This is a genomic window from Vibrio sp. GLN_1 (genome assembly GCF_043106015.1).
GTDB classification, from domain to species: Bacteria; Pseudomonadota; Gammaproteobacteria; order Enterobacterales; family Vibrionaceae; genus Vibrio; species Vibrio parahaemolyticus.
The window spans coordinates 32062-56127 of the sequence record NZ_JBICMD010000028.1; the positions used below are offsets into that span (position 1 = coordinate 32062).

A 24066-nucleotide genomic window follows, 5' to 3' on the forward strand; every position below is an offset into this window, starting at 1 on the left:
TAACAATGAAAAACATATTCGCAATATTAGTTATATATTCTTTTTGGTTCGTATCTTCTTTAGCGCTAGCGTCAGGGAGCGAACAGCCTAAGTTTGAATTTGGTACTGTGGCGTGTTCTAAGGAAAATAATCTGGCTGAGTGTGAGATTCAGTTTGAAAACACATACGATGAGCCACCGTTGGTTTTTGTTATGTCATCTATTGATTCGAGCTTGACCCGGTTTTTGGATAAAGACGGAAATGTGGTGGATCCACATTCAGCAGGTAATTACTACAAAAAAGTCAAATCAGCGGAAACAGAATACCCATCGGATTTGCGAGTTTGGAGTGTAGACAAAAAAAGTAGTGTGATTAGGCAAGTCATTGCTCCTCATGCTAAAGCATGTAAAAGATTATCTTACGGTAAGCGGGATCGCGAGAAAGAATATAAATGGCGATGCAGAAGCGAAGGTCAGTACCAAATCCCCGTTAAGTATGTGAATGCACCAATGACCAGCATTGATTATTTAGTTATTGAGCCTGGTGAAATATCTTTCACGAGTGGCGCTAAAATATCTGCTGGCTATGTGGATGCTGACTTAACTACATCGAAAGCTAATAACCGATTAGATTTGCATAAGCAGAAAGTGTTCTATAAGTCTCGATTCTCTACTGGTGCTGAACCCGGAGTGTTAGTGCAAGTGCAAACAAGAAATAATAATCAGCATGAGAATAACCAGAAAGCTGAGGCTCAGGATGCTCCTCTTTGGTTAACCGCTATCGCCTTTAAACCAGACGACGACTCTTTTGACTTAATTATTGATAGGTCGGAAATTACACCAAATAGAAGCAACGATAGGTTAAGATACAAGGAGAAGGTTGCTTATGTGGCTGGTTTAGGTGAAGGTTACTATGATCGAAGAAAATTCTGGCTTGGCCAAGGACAAACAGTCCCTACGTTAGATACTTCTGATGATAACCTAATTCGGCCGATATTAGATGGGTGTGATTCTGAGAATGCGAAAACCTTTTTTAATCAAGGAGTAACTTTCACGAAAGCGCCTGTGTTTCTTGCATCCAAGAAATTGAGAAAGGGTGATAATGGTGGTTGGCTGCGTCGCTGTTCTGTTGAAAGAGACGGCGTATACCTTATTAATGAAGAAGATATGAATTCAGATTCTGAACGTGGCCATGTATTAGAGGAGTTTTCATATTTTCTTTTTGAAAAGCCACCTGTAGATGGAGTCTGTGAATTATTTCCATCTCCTGCTCAAACTTGGTCTGGTAACACAAGTGCTTTGTTACAGATGAGTAATAGCGCAAAAATAATTGGTGCTCAGCTTAGTAATGGTAGACGGTATGTTGGCTTTTCTCCAAATTCGATTCATATAACAAATGAGGAGAAAAATAAGAGTTGTGATGATGGGATCTGCTTAGGTGATTCTGGACTAATGGTCACCAAGCAAGAACTTGAAACCTTTAGGGAGCCTAGCGTTGACAACCACTTAAAAGAAGTGAATGTTTGGAACGATAGTCGTGAATTTTCGAATAATGAGGTGATAGGTACTTTAAGAGTCGGTAAGGGATCCGTTATTTTCAAAACAGGTACTTATTGGGTCGGAAATATAGATATTAATAATGGAGGGGTGATTTCGGTACCTGCTGGTGAAAAAGTTACGATACATGTCAAACGTCTTTCAATGAGCGGCAAAGATAAAAGTAAAGGAAACGGTCACAATCACAAAAGCTGGTTTAAAGAAGAAAAAACTTCAACTAAATCAGGAGAGCTCATTGTTCTTGTCCATTATGATAAAGATGATAAAAAAGCCTCCGGTGTGACCTTTAGTGAAGACAGTGAGTTTATAGGTCTACTATACAGTGAATCAAGTGTTCAGATAGACAATAACAGTATTGTTAGAGGGGCGATAACTGCACGTCAAATCTACATGACGGGAGATGCCCAGATTATCGCAACAGACAACCATTGCTTTACACCTTCAGATAATTACAAAGTAATACTATCTCCAGCAACTCAGTACGCCCTGACGTGCGGAACTGAACGACCTCAGTTTGAAATACAAACACAAAATGATGGCCATGCAGAAAGCACCAAGGTCACTGTTCAAGTTTATCCTGATGCAGATAAGTTCACAGTAGGCGTTGTCGAGAGCACGGGTACTGGTTCCTATCCGAACTTTACTACCAGCAGTGTGCCTTCGAAACTTGGTAAATTAAAGTTGCGCATTGCCGTTGCAGATCAAAATGGTATTGAACTCGACAAAGAGTATACCGTTAAGGTTACCGTCAATAATGATTCATCAAAGACGCAAACTTCAACCTTTAAGTTTGTACCATTCAAGTTTGATGTTGGCGATCAAACCATTGTTGCTGGCCAAAATTATCCAATAGAAACGAGAGTCTTGGCGTGTAGCGATGGTCAACAAACCGTAGTTAAAAGCTATACTGGATCACCAAGCATCCAGTTAGAGCTTAAAGCCCCAAATGGTGGTCGAAGTGATCAAAACTTGCTGACGTATGCGCCGGAATTTACCAGCTCAGAGCAAGGCACATCATCAGATGAAATTTTTAGCCTGATGGAGTCGGGGTTGTACACGATTAAGCTTGAAGACGAGAACTTTACTTGTGACCCCAATTACTCTGATAATTGTCCAATTGCGGTAGACGGTGGCACGCAAGCGTCAACCGTTGTGCTTAATGGCTCTTTTAGTGTCAAATCTCGTCCTTGGAAGATTGCTGTTTGCGATATTGCTGCGATAAGTGATGGAAAAGCAAACCCGGCAACTCACGACTTGGGGGATGGTTTTATCCCTGCCGGAGAGCGCTTTAACGTAACTTATAAGCCGATTGTTCATTCGGATTCTCAAGACAGTGAAAAGAATGTTTGTGATTACCCACTGACACAAAACTATTTCTCGGATGGATCTACGACCGCACCACTCGGAGTCGATTTTTCTGTCTCGTATCCAACGGGTGGTGATATTGCTAATTTAGCGGTAAGTAATGACTCGGAGTTAGAGTTCAGTAAAGACGAGGCGAAAGCGGGTAAAAGCGTTCCATACGTATGGGATGAGGTAGGTTCGTTGAGTCTGAAAACATCGGCGACCTACCTTGTTGATATGTTATTAAATGAGGATAGCGCAGTGATTGGGCGTTTCTACCCCGACTATTTCCAGATTTCAGATCAGAAGGTGTGGGCGTATCCAGATAATCAGAACGACTCTGTTTATATGGAGCAACCTTTCACACACGTTCAATTTTCCGTTTCTGCATTTAGTGCAACGAGCAAGCTCACAAACAACTATGGTCTGTTTGATGACTCTCTGAAAGTGAACTTCGAATTGACAGGTGATCACGCAAAGAGATTGAATATTGATTCTGATAAAGAGTTATTAAAATCAAGTTGGAAGGATGCAAAATGGCACAAGTTATGGGTGGATTCTATTGAGTGGTCGAAAGCATCTAAACCTGATGGTCCATTTAATTCTAGTGATGATAAAAAATCAGTGGTTACGCAGTTAGCACTGGCTCTTAAGGAAGGTCATGATCCAAGCTCGTTTAAATATGAAATAACGGACCAAAAAACTCAGTCTGCTACATTCGTGCGCAGTGATAGCCAAATTTTACCTTCCCAACCTAATGTTCGGTATGGGCGCATGAACTTGAGTGACGTAAGTGGTCAAGTTGGTGCGAAACTGACGGTACCGTTGAAGGTAGAATATTGGGATGGTGAGAGGTTTGTAACTAACTCACACCACAGTACTACGCCTGTAATGAATAAGCTGGAAAAAACGCCAACGTATATCTGGCCTAATGATGGTAGCGACTGTGAAATTCTACTAAAAGGGAGTGGCACGCTTTCTGGTGGGATTATGCGAGACTTTATTGCTGAGCAAGATTCAAACTCATGTGATTCATTGGTGCGCCAGCAATCTCAAATTAGGCTAGACCTTGACTCTACAGGCAACAACCTTCCTTGGCTCAAATACAACTGGGATAATAAGAACGCTGGAGAAGAAAATCCATCTTCCGTTGTCACATTTGGTATTCACCGTGGTAATGATCGCGTGATTTATCGTGGCGAGCCGGGATTAACCGGACAGTAACAACTTCGGTTTCTTGCGTTAAGTAAGGAAACTGCAAGAAATTGAGGCTTTCTGCTCATGTTTGTGTACCAATGCCTTGCTGTGACAGCGAGGCATTGGTACATTTAGGACAATTTTTGTCTTCTAAATTTTTGCAGGATGAGCGAAGAGTATGTTTAAGAAACTTCGTGGCATGTTTTCTAACGATCTATCTATCGATTTGGGTACTGCCAACACTCTAATTTACGTAAAGGGACAAGGTATTGTCCTTGATGAACCTTCTGTAGTTGCTATTCGTCAAGATCGTGTAGGTTCTGCAAAAAGCGTTGCGGCAGTCGGTCATGCAGCAAAACAAATGCTGGGTCGTACACCTGGTAACATTTCAGCTATCCGTCCAATGAAAGACGGCGTAATCGCTGACTTCTACGTAACCGAAAAAATGCTTCAGCACTTCATCAAGCAAGTGCATGATAACAGCATCCTTAAGCCAAGCCCTCGCGTACTAGTTTGTGTTCCTTGTGGTTCTACTCAAGTTGAGCGCCGTGCGATTCGTGAATCAGCATTGGGTGCGGGCGCACGTGAAGTTTACCTAATTGACGAGCCAATGGCGGCGGCGATTGGTGCTGGTCTGCGTGTTTCTGAGCCAACAGGTTCGATGGTGGTCGATATCGGTGGTGGTACTACTGAAGTTGCCGTTATCTCTCTAAATGGTGTGGTTTACTCGTCTTCTGTACGTATCGGTGGTGACCGCTTTGATGAAGCCGTTATCAACTACGTGCGTCGTAACTACGGCAGTTTGATTGGTGAAGCTACGGCAGAAAAGATCAAGCACGAAATCGGTTCTGCTTACCCAGGTGATGAAGTTCAAGAGATTGAAGTTCGCGGCCGTAACCTTGCTGAAGGTGTGCCACGCAGCTTTAGCTTGAACTCAAACGAGATCCTAGAAGCTCTACAAGAGCCGCTATCAGGCATCGTTTCTGCAGTTATGGTTGCGCTAGAGCAGTGTCCACCAGAGCTAGCTTCAGATATCTCTGAAAACGGCATGGTGCTAACCGGTGGTGGCGCACTACTGAAAGATCTTGATCGCCTACTTATGGAAGAAACGGGTATTCCGGTAGTTATCGCTGAAGATCCACTAACGTGTGTGGCACGTGGTGGTGGTAAAGCACTAGAAATGATCGACATGCACGGTGGCGATCTGTTCTCTGAAGAATAAAAATGTAGGTGAAGCTCATTACGGGCTTCACCTTCTTTTCTGCTCTCTCTGTAATTCAAACATGCTCCATATCTGAACGCGTTTCAGGTTGCCAAGTAAGGCTCAATAATCATGGAAGCAATCAGGTTAAAAACAAGATGAAACCGATTTTTGGCAGAGGCCCGTCTCTGCAATTACGTCTGTTTTTTGCTGTCATCGCGTCGGCGAGCTTGATGCTGGCTGATAGTCGTCTAGATACGTTTTCCAACGTTCGCTACCTACTCAACAGTATGGTTGCGCCAATTCAGTACGCAGCGAATATGCCTCGTAGCATGTTTGACGGTGTATTCGAACGTTTTAATACTCGTCAGGCATTAGTAGAAGGCAATCGCAACTTAAAGCGCGAAGTGCTTCGTCTAAAAAGCGAATTGATCTTGCTCGACCAATATAAAGAAGAGAACCAACGCTTGCGTAAGTTGCTTGGCTCGTCTTTTGTTCGTGATGAGAAGAAGGTCGTGACCGAAGTAATGGCGGTGGATACTTCACCTTATCGTCATCAAGTGGTGATTGATAAAGGCCAAATTGACGGTGTGTACGTTGGTCAGCCCGTTATTAACGAAAAAGGTATTGTCGGTCAGGTTACGTTTGTTGCGGCGCACAATGCGCGCGTATTGCTACTGACAGATGCAAAAAATGCCATTCCAGTTCAGGTCATTCGTAATGACATTCGAGTGATTGCATCAGGTAATGGTGAAATGGATGAAATCCAACTGGAACACATTCCAACCAGTACTGATATTCAAGTTGGTGATTTACTTGTGACATCCGGTCTGGGAGGTATTTACCCTGAAGGCTACCCTGTGGCGACGGTCACGAATGTGGATCACGATACTCGTCAAGAATTTGCATCGATCAAAGCCGAACCTGTGGTGGAGTTTGATCGTCTACGATACTTGCTGTTGATCTGGCCAAACGAAGATCGTCAGCACAAAGTATTGCAATCCAATGCGAATGACGGGTTAGAGCAAGAACAAGAGGTAACTAATGGCCAGTAATGTATTGCGTAGCAGAATGGTGATTGGTGTTAGTTTCTTCGTTGCGCTAGTTCTGCAAACCATTCCTTGGCCAGGTGTATTGGACCTACTTCGTCCTTCATGGCTATTTTTGGTGACGTGTTATTGGGTGCTGGCATTGCCGCATCGAGTAAACGTCGGCACGGCGTTAGTGTTGGGCTTATTGTGGGACATTCTCATTGGTTCAACGCTAGGAATTCGGGGCATGATGATGTCCATTGTCATCTACTTGGTGGCACTGAATTTCTTGCTAATTCGTAACATGGCATTGTGGCAACAGTCGATTTTAATTGCCTTTTTTACTGCGTTATTGGAAGTTTTGATATTCTGTGGGGAATATTTGAACCAGGACGTAGTATTTAATCCATTATCTCTGTGGACGGCGGCAATAAACTGTATACTTTGGCCATGGATGTTTTTATTAATGCGACGAGTTCGTCGCGCTTGGCACGTAAGGTAATGCGGTGAAAAAGAGCCTATCTCTCGTTCTCGCTTCGGGTTCTCCGAGAAGAAAAGAGCTGCTTGCTCAACTAGGCTATGACTTTGATATCGTATTACCGGACATCGAAGAAGCCAAACAGGCTGATGAGCAAGCACAAGATTACGTGCTGCGTCTTTCTTTGGAAAAAGCTCAGGCAGGCTTAGCGTTGGCTAAGCCTGATTCCGTTGTATTGGGCTCAGACACGGTCGTAGTATGCGATGACCGTGTTTTAGAGAAGCCAAAAAGTTTTGAAGATTCAAAGCGTATGCTTACTGACTTATCCGGTCGTCGTCATCAAGTGATGACAGCGGTGAGCGTCGTATCATCGGAACAACAACACTCGGTGGTCGTCACCACTGACGTATGGTTCAAGCCACTGACTCACGAAGAAATCGAACAATATTGGCAGTCAGGAGAGCCATGCGATAAAGCTGGAAGTTATGGTATTCAGGGACTCGGAGGGCGATTTGTCACCCGAATCGAAGGCAGTTATCACGCTGTAGTAGGCTTACCTTTGTTCGAAACCGATCAGCTAATTCAAGAATTTTTATAATTGTTTTGAGGTGTGCACATGAGTGCAGAATTGCTGCTTAACGTGACCCCGAGTGAAACTCGTGTGGCCATGATTGAAGGTGGAGTACTACAAGAAATTCATATCGAGCGCGAATCTCGTCGCGGTATTGTGGGCAACATTTACAAAGGCAAAGTAAGCCGAGTGCTGCCTGGCATGCAAGCGGCTTTCGTCGATATCGGTTTAGATAAAGCGGCGTTTTTACATGCGTCTGATATCGTTCCGCATACTGAATGTGTGGCAGAGAACGAGAAACAGCAGTTTCAAGTTCGTGACATTTCTGAATTGGTTCGCCAAGGTCAGGATATCGTCGTACAGGTAGTTAAAGATCCTCTTGGCACTAAAGGTGCGCGTTTAACTACTGACATCACACTTCCTTCCCGTTATCTCGTCTTTATGCCTGGCGCTAGCCACGTTGGTGTATCGCAACGTATTGAAAGCGAAAGCGAACGTGAGCGCCTTAAAAAAGTGGTGAATCACTACTGCGATGAGCACGGTGGTTTCATTATCCGCACGGCTGCAGAAGGGGCGGACGAGAAAGAACTCTCTCAAGATGCTGCGTTCCTAAAACGCTTATGGCTGAAAGTCATGGAGCGTCGTTCTAAGTACAAGACACGTTCAACGCTGTATGGCGAGCTTGGTCTTGCACAACGTATTTTGCGTGACTTCGTTGGAACGGAACTCGACAAGATTTTGGTCGATTCACGTTTAGAATATGAGAACCTCAAAGAGTTTACTTCTGAGTACGTACCGGAGCTGACCGATAAGCTTGAGCTTTACGAAGGTGACAAGCCTATCTTTGATATGTACGACACTGAGAACGAAATTCAACGCTCTTTGGAGCGCAAAGTTGAGCTCAAGTCGGGTGGTTACTTAATCATCGATCAAACAGAAGCGATGACCACCATCGACATCAACACGGGTGCGTTTGTTGGTCGTCGTAACTTAGAAGAGACCATCTTTAATACCAATATTGAAGCGACTCAAGCCATTGCTCGCCAGTTACGTCTGCGTAACCTAGGTGGCATCATCATTATCGACTTTATCGATATGGCGTCAGAAGAGCATCGTCAGCGAGTACTAACTTCGTTAGAAGCAGCATTGTCGAAAGACCGCGTGAAAACCAACATCAATGGCTTTACGCAGTTAGGTCTGGTTGAAATGACGCGTAAGCGTACGCGCGAAAGTATTGAACATATTCTTTGTTCTGGTTGTCCTACTTGTGAAGGCCGTGGCACCGTGAAAACGGTTGAAACGGTGTGTTACGAGATTCTGCGCGAGATCACTCGTGTAAACCGAGCGTACGATGCCGACAACTTTGTCGTATACGCATCGCCATTTGTCGCAGAAGCGCTTTTGGGTGATGAGTCTCATGCGTTGGCAGAACTTGAAGTATTTATTGGTAAGCAAGTCCGTATTCAGGCTGAACCCCTGTACATTCAGGAACAGTTTGACGTCGTGATGATGTAATTGGAACATTTGTGAATTCTGGTTTTAACCGTTTTGGGCGTTTTTGCGCGTGGACGTTAGTCACTGTCTTGGTTTTTTTAGCCATTCTAGTGACCACTCTACGCGTCACATTGCCACAACTTAACCACTTCCAAGATGAGATCAAAACCTGGGTCAAACAAGGCACAGGTTTTGACTTTTCTATCTCCAGCGTTGCTGGTTCTTGGCGTAATAGCCATCCCTCTATCGCGTTACTCGGCTTAGAAGCTAACTTACCGAATAACCAAGAAGCTCGATTCGCCGTTGATGAAATTCAAATTGAATTCGATTTGATTCAATCGTTACTTCAGTTTAAGCCCGTCGTGGCCGACTTAACCATTCATAACTTGGCATTAGATATTCGCACGGTCGATCTTCTACCTACGTCGAGCAATCAAGAGCCGACCACTGATGTTGACCAAAATGAAGTTAAGCTGATTGATCAGCTGGACTCACTATTGCTGCGCCAGTTTGAAGACTTCACCATTACGAATTCACGCGTCTGGTACAAATCGGTATCGGGCGAAACTCGTCGACTCGATATCGAACAGCTTCGCTGGAGTAACCAAGGCAAACGTCACTTAGCGGAAGGCACAGTCAGTATTGCAGACGCTAGCCTGAATTCACTGTTAGTAAATGCTAACTTTAAAGATCATGGTTCGCTGCGTGATGTGTCTGGTGAGTTTTACGTGAGTGCGCAAGATGTCTCGGTAACGCCTTGGCTTACCACTTACATGCAAGAAGAGTCGGGGGCGGAGTCTGGCAAGGTCAGTTTGAATACCTGGCTGACTCTCAAACACAGCCAACCTAATTATGCGTACGTGGAGCTGCAACCGTCTGAGCTCGTATGGAATGAAAATGGCCGCCATGAACTGTTTATCGAATCGGGAGTGTTTAAGCTCTTGCCTGATAAGCAAGGTTGGAAAGTAAATGGTCACTCACTTCAAATTCGCACCGATGACAAATCCTGGCCTGAACTTGATGCGGCTTTTGATTGGCAACCAGATGGCTGGAAGCTCAATCTTTCTCAGCTCGACATTGAGGCGCTGATTCCACTCGTTAAGCTCGCGCCGGAATCGGAATCAACCAGTGACTTACTCAATAAGTTAGCGCCGAAAGGTCGTGTTGAAGACATTCGTTTAGCCATGAATGGTGGCTTAGATACGCTGCGTTATTCGGCGGACCTCGATGAGTTAGCTATGACTCAGTGGGAACTGTTGCCGGGCTTTCAACATGTGCAAGGCAGCGTTGCGGGTGACTTGAAGCAAGCGAAAGCGAAAGTCACGGTCATTGATGATGTTTTCCCGTACGGGGATGTATTCCAAGCCCCATTGAACATCAAGCAAGGCGAAGTCGACATCATCTGGCAGCAAGATGAGACAGGTTGGCGTTTGTGGTCGGATAAAGTCACGGCTGCGACTCCGGACCTTCAAGTGTTGGGCGCATTTCGACTCGATTTCCCTAAAGAGCAAAGCCCATTCCTATCGTTTTATGCTGAGGCGGATCTCTACAACGCTGGTGAAACTTGGCGTTACTTGCCAACTTTGGCATTAGGCCAAGATCTAACGGATTACCTATCGACCGCAATTCAAGGCGGTAAAGTAAACACGGCCAAATTGCTATGGTATGGCGAGTTAGGAGATTTTCCTTACAAAGAGCACAACGGCATGTTCCAGGCATGGGTTGGCTTAAAAGACGCGAAATTCAGTTTTGATACTGCGTGGCCAACCATTACCGACTTGCAGCTTGATCTATTGTTTGAAAACGACGCCATGTATCTGGATTCCAAATCGGCGACGTTAAATGGCGTTCATGCTAAACGCATCACGGGGCGCATTCCGGAGTTGGCTGAAGATGGTCATATCGAAATTGAAGCTAAAGCCACAGCTCCGGGTAATGAAGTTCGCGACTACATGATGGCTACGCCGCTGGTTGACTCGGTTGGTGCCGCTTTGACGGCCTTGCAAGTCAGTGGCCCGGTGTATTCCGAGTTCCAGCTCAACATTCCTTTTGATATGGAAAAAGACGCACGAGCTTGGGGTTATGCGGATTTGAAAGACAACCGTGTTGATATTGATGCGCCGCCAATGACGCTAGAAAAAGCCACTGGACGCATTCAGTTCGACAACGATGTGGTGACGACATCTGGCTTATCAGCAGAGTTACTCTCGCAGCCTATTTCACTCGATTTCCACGGCGAAAGTGCGGACCAAGGCTACAATGTGACCATCAATACTTTAGGTGATTGGGATGTAGAGCCTCTCAAGCCTTATTTAGGTGAACGTTGGTTGAGCTTGGTTTCCGGTCATGCACCTTGGCAAATGGACATTGACTTGCAGCTCAACGATGTGGGTTTTACTTACCAAGTGGATGTGTTGGCGCAGCTCGGTCGATTAGCCAGTGAATACCCATACCCATTGACGAAAAAGGTCGGTGAAGCTGGTCAGGCGAAACTCCAAGCATCGGGGAATCAGGAGAGCATTTCGGCTCGTTTGCAAATCCCAAATGCGAAATATCAGACCGAAATTGATATCTCGGGCGATGTGCCAGTGTTAACCGCGACCAACTTAGTGTTAGGCAAAGGCGGTTTTAAAATTAGCCCTGTCGTTGGGCACGATGCTTCGATTCGTCTAGATGAGTTAAACCTAGATAAGTGGGCGACGTTACTGGATACGCCAGAGAGTAAAGCGCAATCGGTGCTGGCAAACATGCAGACGCCTACGATTCCTTTACCAACGCGTATTGAAGTCGAAACGCCGAACTTGTTGCTGGGCGGCATTGAGTTTCACGATGTGGCATTGAATGCCAGTAAAAAGAACCTAAGTTGGCAGTTGGACGTGAGTAGCCAAGAGGTGAAAGGCAAAGCAACGTACCTCAAACCGTACGATTTATCGGTGTCTCTAGACCATTTACATTTGTACTTGCCAGACTTTGAGGAAATGACCAAAGAGCGCAGTTCGATTTTCGCTAGTGAAGATCAGAGTGCGCCACTTATTACCAACTTTGACCGCAAGTTTCACGCAGAGATGCCAAACTTAACATTGAACATCGACGATTTTTGGCTGCAAGGTTACAAGGTTGGCAAAGTGAATGTCGACTTACAGCGTCAAGATGATCGTTTGGAGTGGAAAAACATTACCTTCAGTAGCGGCAAAAACCGCATCGATATGAATGGTTGGTGGGAGCTGACCAAAGATCGTAGCCATTCCAATCTGACGTTAAAAATGAAAGGCGATAACAATACGGATCTGATGGAGCGTTTTGGTATCACGTCTGGGATCCAGCAAGCGCCATTTGAGATCAACGCCAATATGAATTGGGATGGTGCGCCTTGGTCGATGAAGACACCAACCTTGCAGGGGAATGTCTCGACGGAGTTTGGCAAAGGGGTTGTGAGTGAAGTCAGCGGCGCGGCGCGTTTGCTTGGCCTATTTAGCTTGGACTCCATCATTCGTAAGATGCAGCTCGATTTTACCGACGTATTCGACAAAGGCATGGCGTTCAACTCCATCACGGGTACAGGCAAAATCCAAGATGGTGTGTTCATCACTAATGATATTGTGATGGATGCGCTAGCTGGTGAAATGCAAATTCGTGGTATTGCAAACATGACCAGCAGAATGGTGGATGCGGAAGTGAAGTTTACGCCGGATATTACGTCAGGGTTGCCAATGTTGACGGCGTTTGCGGTAGCCCCTCAAACTGCTCTGTACGTGCTGGCGATTTCTACGGTAATTTCTCCAGTTGTAGAGGTGTTCACCCAAGTGAATTACGAGGTCAAAGGCCCGTTAGATTCACCAACCGTAAAAGAGATTTCACGTAGTAAAGGCGAATACAAGCTGCCAGAAAAACTGCGTGAGCAGGCTAAATAGATCGCCCGACTAAGTGGTAGAAGGAAGAGAACACATGGAACGTGTTGGCATCATTCAAATGACTTCGGGGCCTGATATTCAGGCGAATTTGGACTTTATTGACCAGCAATGTACTTTGGCGGCCAATCAAGGAGTAAAGCTGGTGCTCACGCCGGAAAATGCGGTGTTGTTTGCCAGTCGAGAAGAGTACCATCAACATGCAGAGCCGTTAGGTAGCGGTGCTATTCAAGAGCGTTTAGCCAATATCGCGAAGAGTCATCAACTGACGCTTGTCGTTGGTAGTATGCCGATTCAAACCGCGCGAGGTGTGACAACGACGACGCTCGTTTTACCACCTCACGGAAAATGCATTGCCCATTATGACAAGCTGCATATGTTTGATGTCGATGTAGAAGATGGCCATGGCAGCTACCGAGAGTCAGATACTTTCACCGCGGGCAACCAAATTGTGGTGGCAGAAACGGATATCGGCAGCGTCGGCTTGAGCATTTGTTACGACGTTCGTTTCCCCGAATTGTACAAAGCACTGCGTTTAGCGGGGGCGGATATCATTGTTGTTCCCGCCGCGTTTACTGCGGTTACTGGGCAAGCTCACTGGGAAGTGTTGCTGCGAGCTCGAGCAAGTGAAACGCAATGTTGGATTTTAGCCAGTGGACAAACGGGAACACACTCTTGCGGCCGTAAAACGTGGGGGCATTCCATGGTGATTGACCCTTGGGGACGCATTCACAAACAACTTCAAGACCAAGTGGGTTTGCTGGTGGCAGAGATAGATTTGTCACAAACCCAGCAAGTAAGGCAGAATATGCCGCTGACTCAACACAGTCGCTTTCAAAATGAATTGAGACGGAAATAAAAGAGCTAACTATGAGCACAAACCAAATAGAACAGGCACTCCTTGCCCCAAATGGTCTGACAGAGCAGGACATTGCTGACACGCTTGCCAGCATTGCTACGCGCCAGATCGATTATGCGGACATCTACTTTCAGTCCAGCTGGCACGAGTCTCTGGTTCTAGAAGACAGCATCATCAAAGATGGCTCTTTTAACATTGATTGTGGTGTTGGTGTGCGTGCGGTGACGGGCGAAAAAACCGGTTTCGCCTACTCAGATCAAATCAATCCGGAAGGTTTGAAGCAAAGTGCTATTGCGGCGCGAGGCATTGCGCAGCAGGGCCAAAATGGCAAAGTTCAAGCATTCAAACGTTCGGAAAATCAAGCTTACTATGATGCGGTTAACCCGCTAGCAAGCTGGGAAAAACAACAAAAAACCGAGTTACTGATGTCTTTGGATGCGTACATTCGCACTAAAGAGCCTCTGATCAAAGAAGTTTCTATCAGCATCAGTGGCGTGCACGAGCAAATGCTAGTTGCCGCTACAGATGGCACTTTCGCTGGTGATACTCGTCCGCTTGTTCGACTATCCATCAGTGTACTTGCACAGAAAGGTGACCGTCGCGAGCGTGGCAGTGCTGGTGGTGGTGGTCGTTTTGGCTACGATTTCTTCTTGTCTGAAACAGATGGTGTGAAGCAAGCCTTCCACTTCGCGGACGAAGCCATCCGTATGGCGTTAGTTAACCTAGAAGCAGAAGCTGCACCTGCAGGTATGATGCCTGTGGTTCTTGGTTCTGGTTGGCCGGGCGTACTGCTGCATGAAGCGGTAGGTCACGGTTTAGAAGGGGATTTCAACCGCAAAGAGTCGTCGGTATTCTCTGGCAAAATGGGTCAGCAGGTGACGTCATCGCTATGTACGATTGTGGATGATGGTACGCTGAAAGATCTACGTGGTTCACTCAATGTGGACGACGAAGGTGTGAATGGTCAGTACAACACGCTGATCGAAAATGGCGTATTGAAAGGCTACATGCAAGACAAGCTGAACGCGCGCCTAATGGGGGTAAACCCAACGGGTAACGGTCGCCGCGAATCTTACGCGCACTTACCGATGCCACGCATGACTAATACCTACATGCTGCCAGGTGAACACACACCAGAAGAAATCATCTCTACCGTGAAGAAAGGCATCTACGCGCCTAACTTCGGTGGTGGTCAGGTGGATATCACCTCTGGTAAGTTCGTGTTCTCTGCATCAGAAGCGTACTTGATTGAGGATGGTAAAGTGACTCGTCCCGTCAAAGGGGCAACTCTAATCGGTTCAGGCATTGAAGCGATGCAGCAAGTGTCGATGGTCGGTAACGACTTAAGCATCGATAAAGGTGTTGGCGTTTGTGGTAAAGCAGGGCAAAGCGTGCCAGTAGGCGTTGGTCAGCCAACGTTGAAGCTTGATTCACTGACTGTTGGTGGCACCGAATAAATCACTCGAATCTTGATAAAAAGAGCGCTCATTGGAGCGCTCTTTTACTTTGTGCGTGAATCGATGTGGGTTAGAGGTTTTCTTCTGCAAACTCTGCCAAGCGGCTACGAACCACGCCGTTGAGGTGAATGTTCGCACTGCCTTCAAAGTTCTTGAAGCGTTCAACCATGTAGGTCAAACCTGACGTCACTGGGGTGAGGTAATGTGAGTCAATCTGCGCCAAGTTACCGGAGCAGACGATTTTGGTTCCTTCACCGCAGCGGGTGATGATGGTTTTGATTTGTGATGCAGTGAGGTTTTGACACTCATCAAGCAACACAAACGCATTTTGAATCGAACGGCCACGCATAAAGTTGATCGACTTAAACTGAATGTTGGCTTTATCGCAGATGTATTTCAACGAGCCTTCGGTGCAGTGATCGTGCTTATGCAGCGCCTCCAAAGTATCGGTTACCGCCGCCAACCAAGGCATCATTTTTTCCTCTTCTGAGCCTGGTAAGAAGCCAATCGACTCACCAATGTCTGGCGTGTTACGCGTGACGATGATTTTATCAAACATGCCTTTTTCAATAGTTTGCTCGAGCGCAGCTGCCATAGCCAATAGCGTTTTACCGCTACCCGCCGCACCAGTGAGGATCACCAAATCAATATCAGGGTCGAGTAGGGCATCGAGCGCCATGGCCTGATAAATGTTTTTTGGTGTGATGTCCCAAGCTCGGCGGTGCATCATGCGTTCTCGGCTTAGGTCGAGTAGGGTTAGCTTGTCTTCATTGATGGTTTCAACGCGGCCTGCAAAATCGCTGTCTTCATCAATGACGTATTGGTTGATGAACGTTGGGTCAAAAGGCTCACGACTGAGTTTGTGATAAGTTCTGCCACCCAACGCGTAGCTTTCAACTTCATCAATGCCGCTCCAGAAATCGCCTTCTCGTTGTTGGAAGCCTTTAGTGAGGTATTGAATGTCGTCGATGAGTTGGTCGGTTCGGTAGTCTTCAACAAAGCGAACTCCGGCTCCTTTCGCGCGCAGACGCATGTTGATGTCTTTGGTGATAAGCACGACTTCTCGTGGTGCTCGTTTGTTTTGCAGATAAAGCACCGCGTTGAGAATACGGTTGTCACCGGCTTTGTCGGCGAAAGCTTTGACGGTTTCCTGCAATTCAAAATCCGCCAAAATGGAAATAGAGCCTTGGTCTGGTTTTTCTTTCGATACGGGAATGCCTTCTGAAATTTCATCTGGCGTTGCGTCTTTAAAGAGATCTTCCAAAGCGCGAATAGCTACGCGTGCGTCTCTTGCAACATCGCGTTTGCTGTCTTTAATTCGGTCGAGTTCTTCCAACACGGTCATAGGGATGACGACATCGTGTTCTTGGAAAGAGAAGATGGCGAAGGGTTCATGAAGAAGGATGTTGGTATCAAGTACAAACAGTTTCCGATCGGTATCGCCCATAGCGTCTCCTTGCCGCAGCGCGGCTTTGCTTGCGAGTGGTTAAGCCAAATTCAACATAAGAAATGACCTAACTCTGATTGCTTGCAATAGAGGTTATCGGGCTATCGTCGGTTAGTTAGCAACCGAGTAGCAAGACAACTTACTGCAAACCCGTGTTGATCCTAATCGTGTACTAATGCGCTCAAATTATATGCAATGTCTTTAAGCGCCCCTCATTAGAAGTATACGTAATATTTACTTCCAACAACTTAATAATTGGCATTAGTTTTTTACAATTTGATTGCATTTGTAATTTGGGAAAAAAAGTTTCCGCTTGGTGCGGTTTCGGCGTGACCTAAATCACAGCTTCAAGTAAGATTAGCGACCTTTTTCTGCGCATAGGCTACGTCCGATTTATCATGTTGAGCTGACTTAAAAATGTTCAGTCCACACTCGCATGACGAGCTCAATGTGCATAGCAGAAGCCAGAATCAGATCTAAACTATTATCCATGCCCTCGGGTGTGAGTAGACCAACAAGAAATACGAATCAAGAACTAATAACGAGGTAGTCAATTCATGACATTTGCTTTGGGGCAGCGCTGGATTAGCGATACGGAAAGCGATTTAGGTTTAGGTACCGTAGTAGCAATGGATGCTCGTACTGTGACATTGATGTTTGCAGCGTCAGAGGAAAACCGAGTTTACGCACGTAACGATGCACCTGTTACCCGAGTAACGTTTAACGTCGGTGATGTCATCGATTGCCAAGAAGGTTGGTCTCTGAAAGTTGAAGAAGTACTGGAAGATGAAGGTCTGTACACCTATTTCGGTACTCGTGAAGACACGCAAGAAACCGCAGTTGTTCTGCGTGAGATTTTCCTTAGCAACCAAATTCGTTTCAACAAACCTCAAGATAAGTTGTATGCGGGTCAAATCGACCGCATGGACAACTTCGTTCTTCGTTACCGTGCGCTAACCAACCAGTTTGAACAGCACAAGAGCCCAATGCGTGGCTTGTGTGGTATGCGAGCAGGTTTGATCCCTCATCAGCTTTACATCGCGCATGAAGTCGGTCGCCGTCACGCGCCACGCGTTTTGTTGGCGGATGAAGTAGGTTTGGGTAAGACCATTGAAGCGGGCATGATCATTCACCAGCAAGTGTTGTCTGGTCGTGCTGAACGCATTTTGATTGTGGTGCCTGAAACACTGCAACACCAATGGCTAGTTGAGATGATGCGTCGTTTCAACCTGCATTTCTCTATCTTCGACGAAGAGCGTTGTATTGAAGCATTCGCGGACGCTGAAAACCCATTTGATACTCAGCAATACGTGCTGTGTTCTCTCGATTTCCTACGTAAGAGCCGCAAGCGTTTTGAACAAGCGCTAGAAGGCGAATGGGATCTGCTTGTTGTCGATGAAGCGCATCACCTTGAGTGGAGCCAAGACAAACCAAGCCGTGAATACCAAGTGGTAGAAGGCTTGGCTGAACGTACGCCGGGCGTGTTGCTACTGACGGCAACGCCAGAACAGCTTGGTCGTGAAAGCCACTTTGCTCGTCTACGCCTGCTGGATCCCGATCGTTTCTATGATTACGAAGCGTTCGTCGAGGAAGAAGAGCAATACGCGCCTGTAGCTGATGCGATTACTTCACTATTCTCAGGCGAAAAGCTGCCTGATGACGCGAAAAACCAGATCACTGAACTGTTGTCTGAACAAGACGTAGAACCACTTTTCCGAATTATCGAAAGCAACAGCGATGAAGAGGCGAAAGCATCAGCGCGCCAAGAGCTTATCGATAACCTAATGGACCGTCACGGTACGGGGCGTGTTTTGTTCCGTAACACGCGTGCGGCAATCAAAGGTTTCCCAACGCGTAATGTGCATCTTATGCCGATGGATATCCCACAGCAGTACACCACGTCAATGCGTGTGGCAGGGATGATTGGCGGTAAGATGAGTTCTGAAGCGCGTGCGATGAAGAACCTGTACCCGGAAGAAATTTTCCAAGAATTTGAAGGCGATGACGCAAGCTGGTGGCAGTTTGACTCACGTGTGAACTGGCTACTTGAAAAAGTAAAAGAGAAACGCGGCGAGAAGATTCTCGTGATTGCTTCTCGTGCGAGCACGGCATTGCAATTGGAGCAAGCGCTGCGTGAACGCGAAGGCATCCGTGCGACGGTCTTCCACGAAGGTATGTCGATTCTTGAGCGCGACAAAGCTGCGGCTTACTTTGCGCAAGAAGAAGGCGGTGCACAGGTTCTGATCTGTAGCGAAATCGGTTCTGAAGGTCGTAACTTCCAATTTGCCAACCAACTGGTGATGTTCGACTTGCCATTCAACCCAGACTTGCTTGAGCAACGTATTGGACGTTTGGACCGTATCGGTCAAAACCGCGATATCGACATTCATGTTCCTTACTTGAAAGGCACATCGCAAGCGATCCTAGCGCGTTGGTTCGATGAAGGTTTGAACGCCTTTGCAGAAACCTGCCCGACAGGTCGTGCGGTTTACGACAAGTACTCAGACGCTCTGATTGAGATTCTGGCGTCAGGAGATACCAGCACTCTGGATGAGATCATCGAAGAATCAGCGAAGCTGAACAAAGAATTGAAATCGCAACTAGAGCAAGGTCGTGACCGCTTGCTAGAAATGCACTCCAACGGCGGCGAAAAAGCTCAGCAAATCGTTGAGAAAATTGAATCAACCGATGGTGATACAAACCTAGTCACGTTTGCGCTTTCTCTGTTTGATACGATTGGTTTGAACCAAGACGACAAAGGCGAAAATGCACTGGTGGTGACGCCATCAGAGCACATGATGGTGCCAAGCTACCCTGGTTTGCCATACGAAGGTGCGACGATCACTTTTGATCGCGATACCGCGCTTTCTCGTGAAGACATGCACTTCATCAGTTGGGAACACCCAATGATCCAAGGTGGTATCGATCTTCTGATGAGTGAAGGTGTGGGTACTTCTGCGGTATCTCTGTTGAAAAACAAGGCGTTGCCAGTTGGTACGATTCTGCTTGAACTGATTTACGCGGTAGATGCGCAAGCACCAAAACGCAGCGGTATCACGCGCTTCTTACCGAAAACGCCAATCCGTCTGATGATGGACTCGCGTGGTAACGATCTATCGGCTCAAGTAGAGTTTGAAGGTTTCAACCGTCAACTTAGCCCAGTAAACCGTCATCTTGGCAGCAAGCTGGTGACGTCTGTGCAAAAAGACGTGCACCGTTTGATTGAAGCGGGTGATGTGCTGGTTGAAGAGAAAGTGGAAGCCGTTCGTAAGCAAGCGCAGCAAGATATGCAGCAAAGCTTGAATGCGGAGCTAGAGCGTTTACAAGCCTTGAAAGCGGTGAACCCAAACATTCGTGATGAAGAGATTGAAGCGATTGAAGCACAAATCAAAGAGCTGACTGGTTACATCAATCAAGCTCAAGTGCAGCTCGATTCGCTCCGTCTGATCGTGGTGAGCCACAACTAATCGCGTAAAACGCATTAAAAAAGGTCTTCAATCGAAGACCTTTTTCTTTATCTGCGGTTTGCCTGCGGATTACATCAACCACTTCCACCAAATAAACAAAGCTAAGAAGCCAAACAAGTAAATCAGCCCAGCAATCGATAGCCATTTCAGTTTGCGTCCCACCGCCAGCGGTTCCGGTAAGTCCGTTTTGCTCACTAAGATGTAGTTCAGTAGCGCGAAGAATGGTGTCGTCATAAACGCTAGAACCATCGCGAAGTCGAGCATAGGTAGCAGTGCCGATGCCCAGAATACGACGATACCTAGCGCCAGCAATGATACCGCCAACATAATCGCTGACGTTGCTTTTGGATCGGTTTCCGCTTGAGAGCGCAACAGGCGTTGTGAGTCAGCAATTACGCGCGAGTAACCGTCAATAACGGTAATTGTGCTGCCGAAAATACAGAAGAACGCAATCACCGCGATTAAGTAACGTGACCATTCCCCGATGGTCGAAGCGTACAAGCCAACCAACTGATGCGAGAAGCCTACCCCGGAGCTCTTCAGTTCAATTCCAGAACCGTGCAGCATTAACGCACCGAGCGAAACAAACACTAGCGCCAAAACGGCTGTACCGATGTAGCCAACGTTGAAGTCAAACAGAGCAGAGCGAGGTGTTACTTCTTGCTGACTCGACTGGCGCTTTAGCCACGCTGAGGTTAAACACGAAATCTCAATTGGTGCTGGCATCCACCCCATCGTAACCACGATGAAACCAATTGCCGCAATTGACCAAGGGGAAGGTGATTCAAAGTTCGCGACGGGTTCCACTGGGTTACCAAACGCAATTACAACAGCAAGCAGCGTTGCAATGGTGAGCACGGACATGATCACTTTCGAAAGTGTGTCGAGTGCTTTGTAATGGCCGGCGAATAAAATGATCAAACACGTGACCAAAACGATGATGCTCAACGATGCCATCGACAGTGAAAACGGTATGAAGTAACCCAGCAGGCTCGCACTAAACATCAACAATGCTGCGGTGTTGATCACCGCCGACACCACACTTAAGAACAGAAACAGCCAAAGGTAAGGGCGACCCAGTCTCGCGTAGCCTTCGACTAACGTAAGCCCAGTGCCCATCGTGTATTGCACGCCAGCTCGGAAAAATGGGTATTTAAACAGGTTTACGAGCAGGATGAGTGCGGCAAGTTGCCAGCCATAGATGGCGCCCGCTTTGGTTGAGGCTACAAGGTGAGAGCCACCCACCGCCGCAGAAGCCATTAGGATGCCTGGGCCAAGTGAGCGGAAAAATAGCGATATTCTGGATTGGGGTTGATCTGGTACGGCGGATTCCATTTCTTATTGTCCTTTGATGTTGTGTATAACGGCATAACCTTCCCCCGCGAGAACGGTTCGCGGGAATCCAAACGGCGTGAAACCTTATTTAATGTTATGGGGTGCTTTTCCGAACGGAATAAAGTTATTTGGGTAACCACTCTATAAATATCACTCCCGCAGTACTTGTCAAACTATATTTACAAAACAGTTTTTATTTTATTTTTCGAATTTATTGACTTGATTAACCATGTTGGTTTTGGTGTTTTCATTGGTCGCGAAATTAAAATGCGTTTTGGCTGAGCCCTCGTTATAATCGCGGCGTTTTTATTTTCTAGAGATCCCACCCATGGCAATGCTTGAGTACAACCCACCAACTGATCCTTGGATCGACATCGTTTTTGAGGACGACCATATCTTGGCTGTGAATAAGCCATCTGGTTTGTTGTCAGTTCCGGGACGTCTTGCAGAGCACCATGACAGCATGTGGAGTCGTTTACAGGAAGAGTACCCAGATATCCAAGTCGTGCATCGCTTAGATATGTCGACGTCGGGATTGATGATACTGGCTAAAAACAAGCGAGCAGAAAGTGCGTTGAAAAAGCAGTTCCAGTTCCGCTTAACGCATAAAATTTACTACGCACGCGTTTGGGGTCATGTCGAGCAGGAAGAGGGCGAAATCGATCTGCCATTGATCTGTGACTGGCCAAACCGTCCGCTGCAAAAAGTGTGTTTTGAAGATGGTAAGCCATCAAAAACTCTCTTCCAAGTCGCGAAGCGAGAAGAACACGAAGACGGAACAAAGACGACCATCGTACGTTTACTGCCTATTACTGGCCGCTCACATCAATTGCGTGTGCACATGCAAGCGTTGGGTCACCCTATTGTTGGTGACGAGTTCTACGCGACCGAAGAAGCCAAAGCTTTCTCTGAGCGTTTGGAACTGCACGCTTCTGAATTGAGCTTCTACCATCCGAAAAGTCACTGGCTCCGCAGTATTTTTGTTCCGTGTGACTTTTACCAGGAAGCCGAAGAGATGATCTTTGACTATTTCGATCCAGAGCGTAAATTACCTGATTACAAAACACTGCCACGCCCATAAATAGATTTCATTAGGCAGTGAACAAGGAGCCGTTATGTCACTGCCTAAAGTGGTCTTTCTCGACCGCGCCACCATTCCCAATCACATTCAAGTCCCGCGCCCTGAGTTTCCTCATCATTGGATGGAGTATGCACTGACACCGCCTGAGTTCGTGGTTGAACGCTTGGCTGATGCCGATATCGTCATCAGCAATAAAGTGGTGCTGGATCAATCGGTACTTTCGCAGCTGCCTCAGCTCAAGATGATTGCCGTTGCGGCGACAGGGTTTAACAATGTCGATGTAAACTATTGTGCTGAACATGGCATTGCAGTCGCGAACGTGCGTGGTTATGCCACTCGATCTGTGCCTGAGCATGTGATCGCGATGTTGTTTGCTTTGCGTCGAAACTTGCTTGGGTACCATCAAGACATTGCGGCTGGTGAATGGCAGCGAAATAAGCAGTTCTGCTTTTTTACTCATTCCATCGGGGATGTTGGCGGCAGTACACTAGGTGTCGTCGGTAGTGGTGTCTTGGGGCAGGCCACGGCGAATCTGGCTCAAGCGCTAGGAATGACGGTTTTATTTGCGGAGCGTAAAGGAGCGGCAGAATGTCGACCAGGTTATGTGCCATTTGAGGAAGTGTTGAAACACTCTGACGCGTTGACTTTGCACTGTCCGCTTAACGAGCATACGCAGAATTTGATTGGCAAAGCCGAGTTACAGCAAATGAAACCAAACGCGATTCTACTCAACACCGGTCGTGGCGGTTTGGTTGATGAGCAAGCGTTGGTGGATGCGCTAAAACAGGGTGAGATCGCAGCTGCGGGTTTTGATGTATTTACTCAGGAGCCTGCCGATGAGAGCAACCCTCTGATCGCTAATATTCACTTACCGAATTTGCTGTTAACGCCTCATGTTGCGTGGGGAAGTGATTCGTCGATTCAACGCTTGGCTGACATTCTGATTGAGAACATTAACGCGTTTCAGCGCGGAGAGCTCCTCAATCGCCTCGCTTAGTGGGCGTTGATTATCCGCATTAAAAAAGCAGACCTAGTGGTCTGCTTTGTCTTTATGGTTTACGAAGGAAGATTAGATTTCTTCTTCATTTAACGCTTTCAGGATTTGGAAAATTTCACGGTAAGATTTTGCTGGTTTACCGGCTTTTTTCTCTTTCGCTGCTTGGCGTGCAAGTTGACGTAGACGCTGACGATCCGCTTCTGGGTACAATTCCATGACGTCATCAATGGCTTTGTCGCCTTCTTCCACAACGCGATCACGCAGCATTTCCAGTTTATGAAGCGCTGCTGTTGCTTGTGAGTGTTTGTTGCGTACTTTGTCCAATGCCGCTTGGATTGGTTCTGGGTCTTCATAACGCATCAATTTACCGATACGTTGTAGCTGACGACGACGCGCTTCGTTCTTAAAGCGCTGTGCATCGGCAATTGCTTCTCGCAGGTCTTCGCTCAATGGAAACTTTTCGAGAACTGCTGGCTTTAGGCCGACAAGCTCTTCGCCAAGCTTTTGCAGCTCTTCCATGTCTCGCTTCATCTCGGATTTACTTACCCAGATGATCTCTTCTTCTGGTTCCCATGGCGCTTTTTGATTCTTACGTGCCATTTCAGTTGCCTGTGTTTTGATTAATATTATGACTATTTTAACAAGAATCGTGGGGAGAAAGCGA

15 protein-coding genes are annotated in these 24066 nt (G+C 46.7%); 12 read left to right on the top strand and 3 right to left on the bottom strand.

Annotated elements, in window-relative coordinates; all coding sequences use genetic code 11:
* The first annotated feature begins 5 nt into the window (after positions 1–5).
* From ACF8OV_RS12480 to tldD, 9 genes are all read left to right on the top strand, one after another.
* Complete coding sequence (locus ACF8OV_RS12480) at positions 6–4103, top strand: DUF6701 domain-containing protein (protein ID WP_182021043.1); 4098 nt, start codon at positions 6–8, stop codon at positions 4101–4103.
* Between the two features lie 151 nt (positions 4104–4254).
* Positions 4255–5298: a rod shape-determining protein gene (locus ACF8OV_RS12485; RefSeq protein WP_005381144.1), complete on the top strand. Its 1044-nt coding sequence runs from the start codon at positions 4255–4257 to the stop codon at positions 5296–5298.
* Between the two features lie 137 nt (positions 5299–5435).
* On the top strand, positions 5436–6332 hold the full coding sequence (gene mreC / locus ACF8OV_RS12490; protein ID WP_203505106.1) for a rod shape-determining protein MreC: 897 nt from the start codon (positions 5436–5438) through the stop codon (positions 6330–6332).
* Positions 6322–6810, top strand: coding sequence for a rod shape-determining protein MreD (gene mreD, locus ACF8OV_RS12495; RefSeq protein WP_005461823.1), 489 nt, complete (start codon positions 6322–6324; stop codon positions 6808–6810). The genes mreC and mreD overlap by 11 nt, the downstream gene beginning before the upstream one ends.
* Before the next feature lie 4 nt (positions 6811–6814).
* Positions 6815–7384 (top strand): nucleoside triphosphate pyrophosphatase, encoded by a 570-nt coding sequence (locus ACF8OV_RS12500; RefSeq protein ID WP_005461824.1) that lies wholly within the window; start codon positions 6815–6817, stop codon positions 7382–7384.
* Positions 7385–7402: 18 nt separating this feature from the next.
* On the top strand, positions 7403–8872 hold the full coding sequence (rng, locus tag ACF8OV_RS12505) for a ribonuclease G (RefSeq protein WP_005461826.1): 1470 nt from the start codon (positions 7403–7405) through the stop codon (positions 8870–8872).
* 11 nt (positions 8873–8883) lie between these two features.
* On the top strand, positions 8884–12762 hold the full coding sequence (locus ACF8OV_RS12510) for a YhdP family protein (RefSeq protein WP_274056185.1): 3879 nt from the start codon (positions 8884–8886) through the stop codon (positions 12760–12762).
* Between the two features lie 34 nt (positions 12763–12796).
* The gene (locus ACF8OV_RS12515; protein WP_203505108.1) at positions 12797–13618 is read left to right on the top strand and encodes a carbon-nitrogen hydrolase family protein; all 822 of its coding nucleotides are present in this window, start codon (positions 12797–12799) and stop codon (positions 13616–13618) included.
* An 11-nt stretch (positions 13619–13629) separates the two neighbouring features.
* Complete coding sequence (tldD, locus tag ACF8OV_RS12520) at positions 13630–15075, top strand: metalloprotease TldD (RefSeq protein WP_020835343.1); 1446 nt, start codon at positions 13630–13632, stop codon at positions 15073–15075.
* 70 nt (positions 15076–15145) lie between these two features.
* Here tldD and ACF8OV_RS12525 read toward each other — a convergent pair whose 3' ends face one another.
* The gene (locus ACF8OV_RS12525) at positions 15146–16522 is read right to left on the bottom strand and encodes a PhoH family protein (protein ID WP_023585526.1); all 1377 of its coding nucleotides are present in this window, start codon (positions 16520–16522) and stop codon (positions 15146–15148) included.
* Between the two features lie 557 nt (positions 16523–17079).
* Between ACF8OV_RS12525 and rapA the strand changes: the two genes are divergently transcribed.
* Positions 17080–19989, top strand: coding sequence for an RNA polymerase-associated protein RapA (gene rapA, locus ACF8OV_RS12530; protein ID WP_140078383.1), 2910 nt, complete (start codon positions 17080–17082; stop codon positions 19987–19989).
* Between the two features lie 69 nt (positions 19990–20058).
* On the opposite strand, the gene ACF8OV_RS12535 is transcribed toward rapA, so the two are convergent.
* Positions 20059–21324, bottom strand: coding sequence for an NRAMP family divalent metal transporter (locus ACF8OV_RS12535; protein ID WP_025625478.1), 1266 nt, complete (start codon positions 21322–21324; stop codon positions 20059–20061).
* 328 nt (positions 21325–21652) lie between these two features.
* Here ACF8OV_RS12535 and rluA point away from each other — a divergent pair, with 328 nt between their 5' ends.
* Both rluA and ACF8OV_RS12545 read left to right on the top strand, forming a co-directional pair.
* Complete coding sequence (rluA, locus tag ACF8OV_RS12540; RefSeq protein WP_029815573.1) at positions 21653–22405, top strand: bifunctional tRNA pseudouridine(32) synthase/23S rRNA pseudouridine(746) synthase RluA; 753 nt, start codon at positions 21653–21655, stop codon at positions 22403–22405.
* 34 nt (positions 22406–22439) lie between these two features.
* A complete protein-coding gene (locus tag ACF8OV_RS12545) occupies positions 22440–23402 on the top strand; it encodes a D-2-hydroxyacid dehydrogenase (RefSeq protein WP_203505110.1) in 963 nt (320 codons plus the stop codon).
* A 72-nt stretch (positions 23403–23474) separates the two neighbouring features.
* Here the strand turns inward: ACF8OV_RS12545 and yjgA are convergent, their stop codons facing one another.
* A complete protein-coding gene (gene yjgA / locus ACF8OV_RS12550) occupies positions 23475–24002 on the bottom strand; it encodes a ribosome biogenesis factor YjgA (RefSeq protein ID WP_005457057.1) in 528 nt (175 codons plus the stop codon).
* Between the last annotated feature and the right edge of the window lie 64 nt (positions 24003–24066).

What these genes read in the sequence shown, in the direction of transcription:
- ACF8OV_RS12480 (WP_182021043.1), top strand. Translation starts at nt 6, where the DNA reads ATGAAAAACATATTCGCAATATTAGTTATATATTCTTTTTGGTTCGTA.
- ACF8OV_RS12485 (WP_005381144.1), top strand. Translation starts at nt 4,255, where the DNA reads ATGTTTAAGAAACTTCGTGGCATGTTTTCTAACGATCTATCTATCGAT.
- mreC (WP_203505106.1), top strand. Translation starts at nt 5,436, where the DNA reads ATGAAACCGATTTTTGGCAGAGGCCCGTCTCTGCAATTACGTCTGTTT.
- mreD (WP_005461823.1), top strand. Translation starts at nt 6,322, where the DNA reads ATGGCCAGTAATGTATTGCGTAGCAGAATGGTGATTGGTGTTAGTTTC.
- rng (WP_005461826.1), top strand. Translation starts at nt 7,403, where the DNA reads ATGAGTGCAGAATTGCTGCTTAACGTGACCCCGAGTGAAACTCGTGTG.
- ACF8OV_RS12515 (WP_203505108.1), top strand. Translation starts at nt 12,797, where the DNA reads ATGGAACGTGTTGGCATCATTCAAATGACTTCGGGGCCTGATATTCAG.
- tldD (WP_020835343.1), top strand. Translation starts at nt 13,630, where the DNA reads ATGAGCACAAACCAAATAGAACAGGCACTCCTTGCCCCAAATGGTCTG.
- ACF8OV_RS12525 (WP_023585526.1), bottom strand. Translation starts at nt 16,522, where the DNA reads ATGGGCGATACCGATCGGAAACTGTTTGTACTTGATACCAACATCCTT.
- rapA (WP_140078383.1), top strand. Translation starts at nt 17,080, where the DNA reads ATGACATTTGCTTTGGGGCAGCGCTGGATTAGCGATACGGAAAGCGAT.
- ACF8OV_RS12535 (WP_025625478.1), bottom strand. Translation starts at nt 21,324, where the DNA reads ATGGAATCCGCCGTACCAGATCAACCCCAATCCAGAATATCGCTATTT.
- rluA (WP_029815573.1), top strand. Translation starts at nt 21,653, where the DNA reads ATGGCAATGCTTGAGTACAACCCACCAACTGATCCTTGGATCGACATC.
- ACF8OV_RS12545 (WP_203505110.1), top strand. Translation starts at nt 22,440, where the DNA reads ATGTCACTGCCTAAAGTGGTCTTTCTCGACCGCGCCACCATTCCCAAT.
- yjgA (WP_005457057.1), bottom strand. Translation starts at nt 24,002, where the DNA reads ATGGCACGTAAGAATCAAAAAGCGCCATGGGAACCAGAAGAAGAGATC.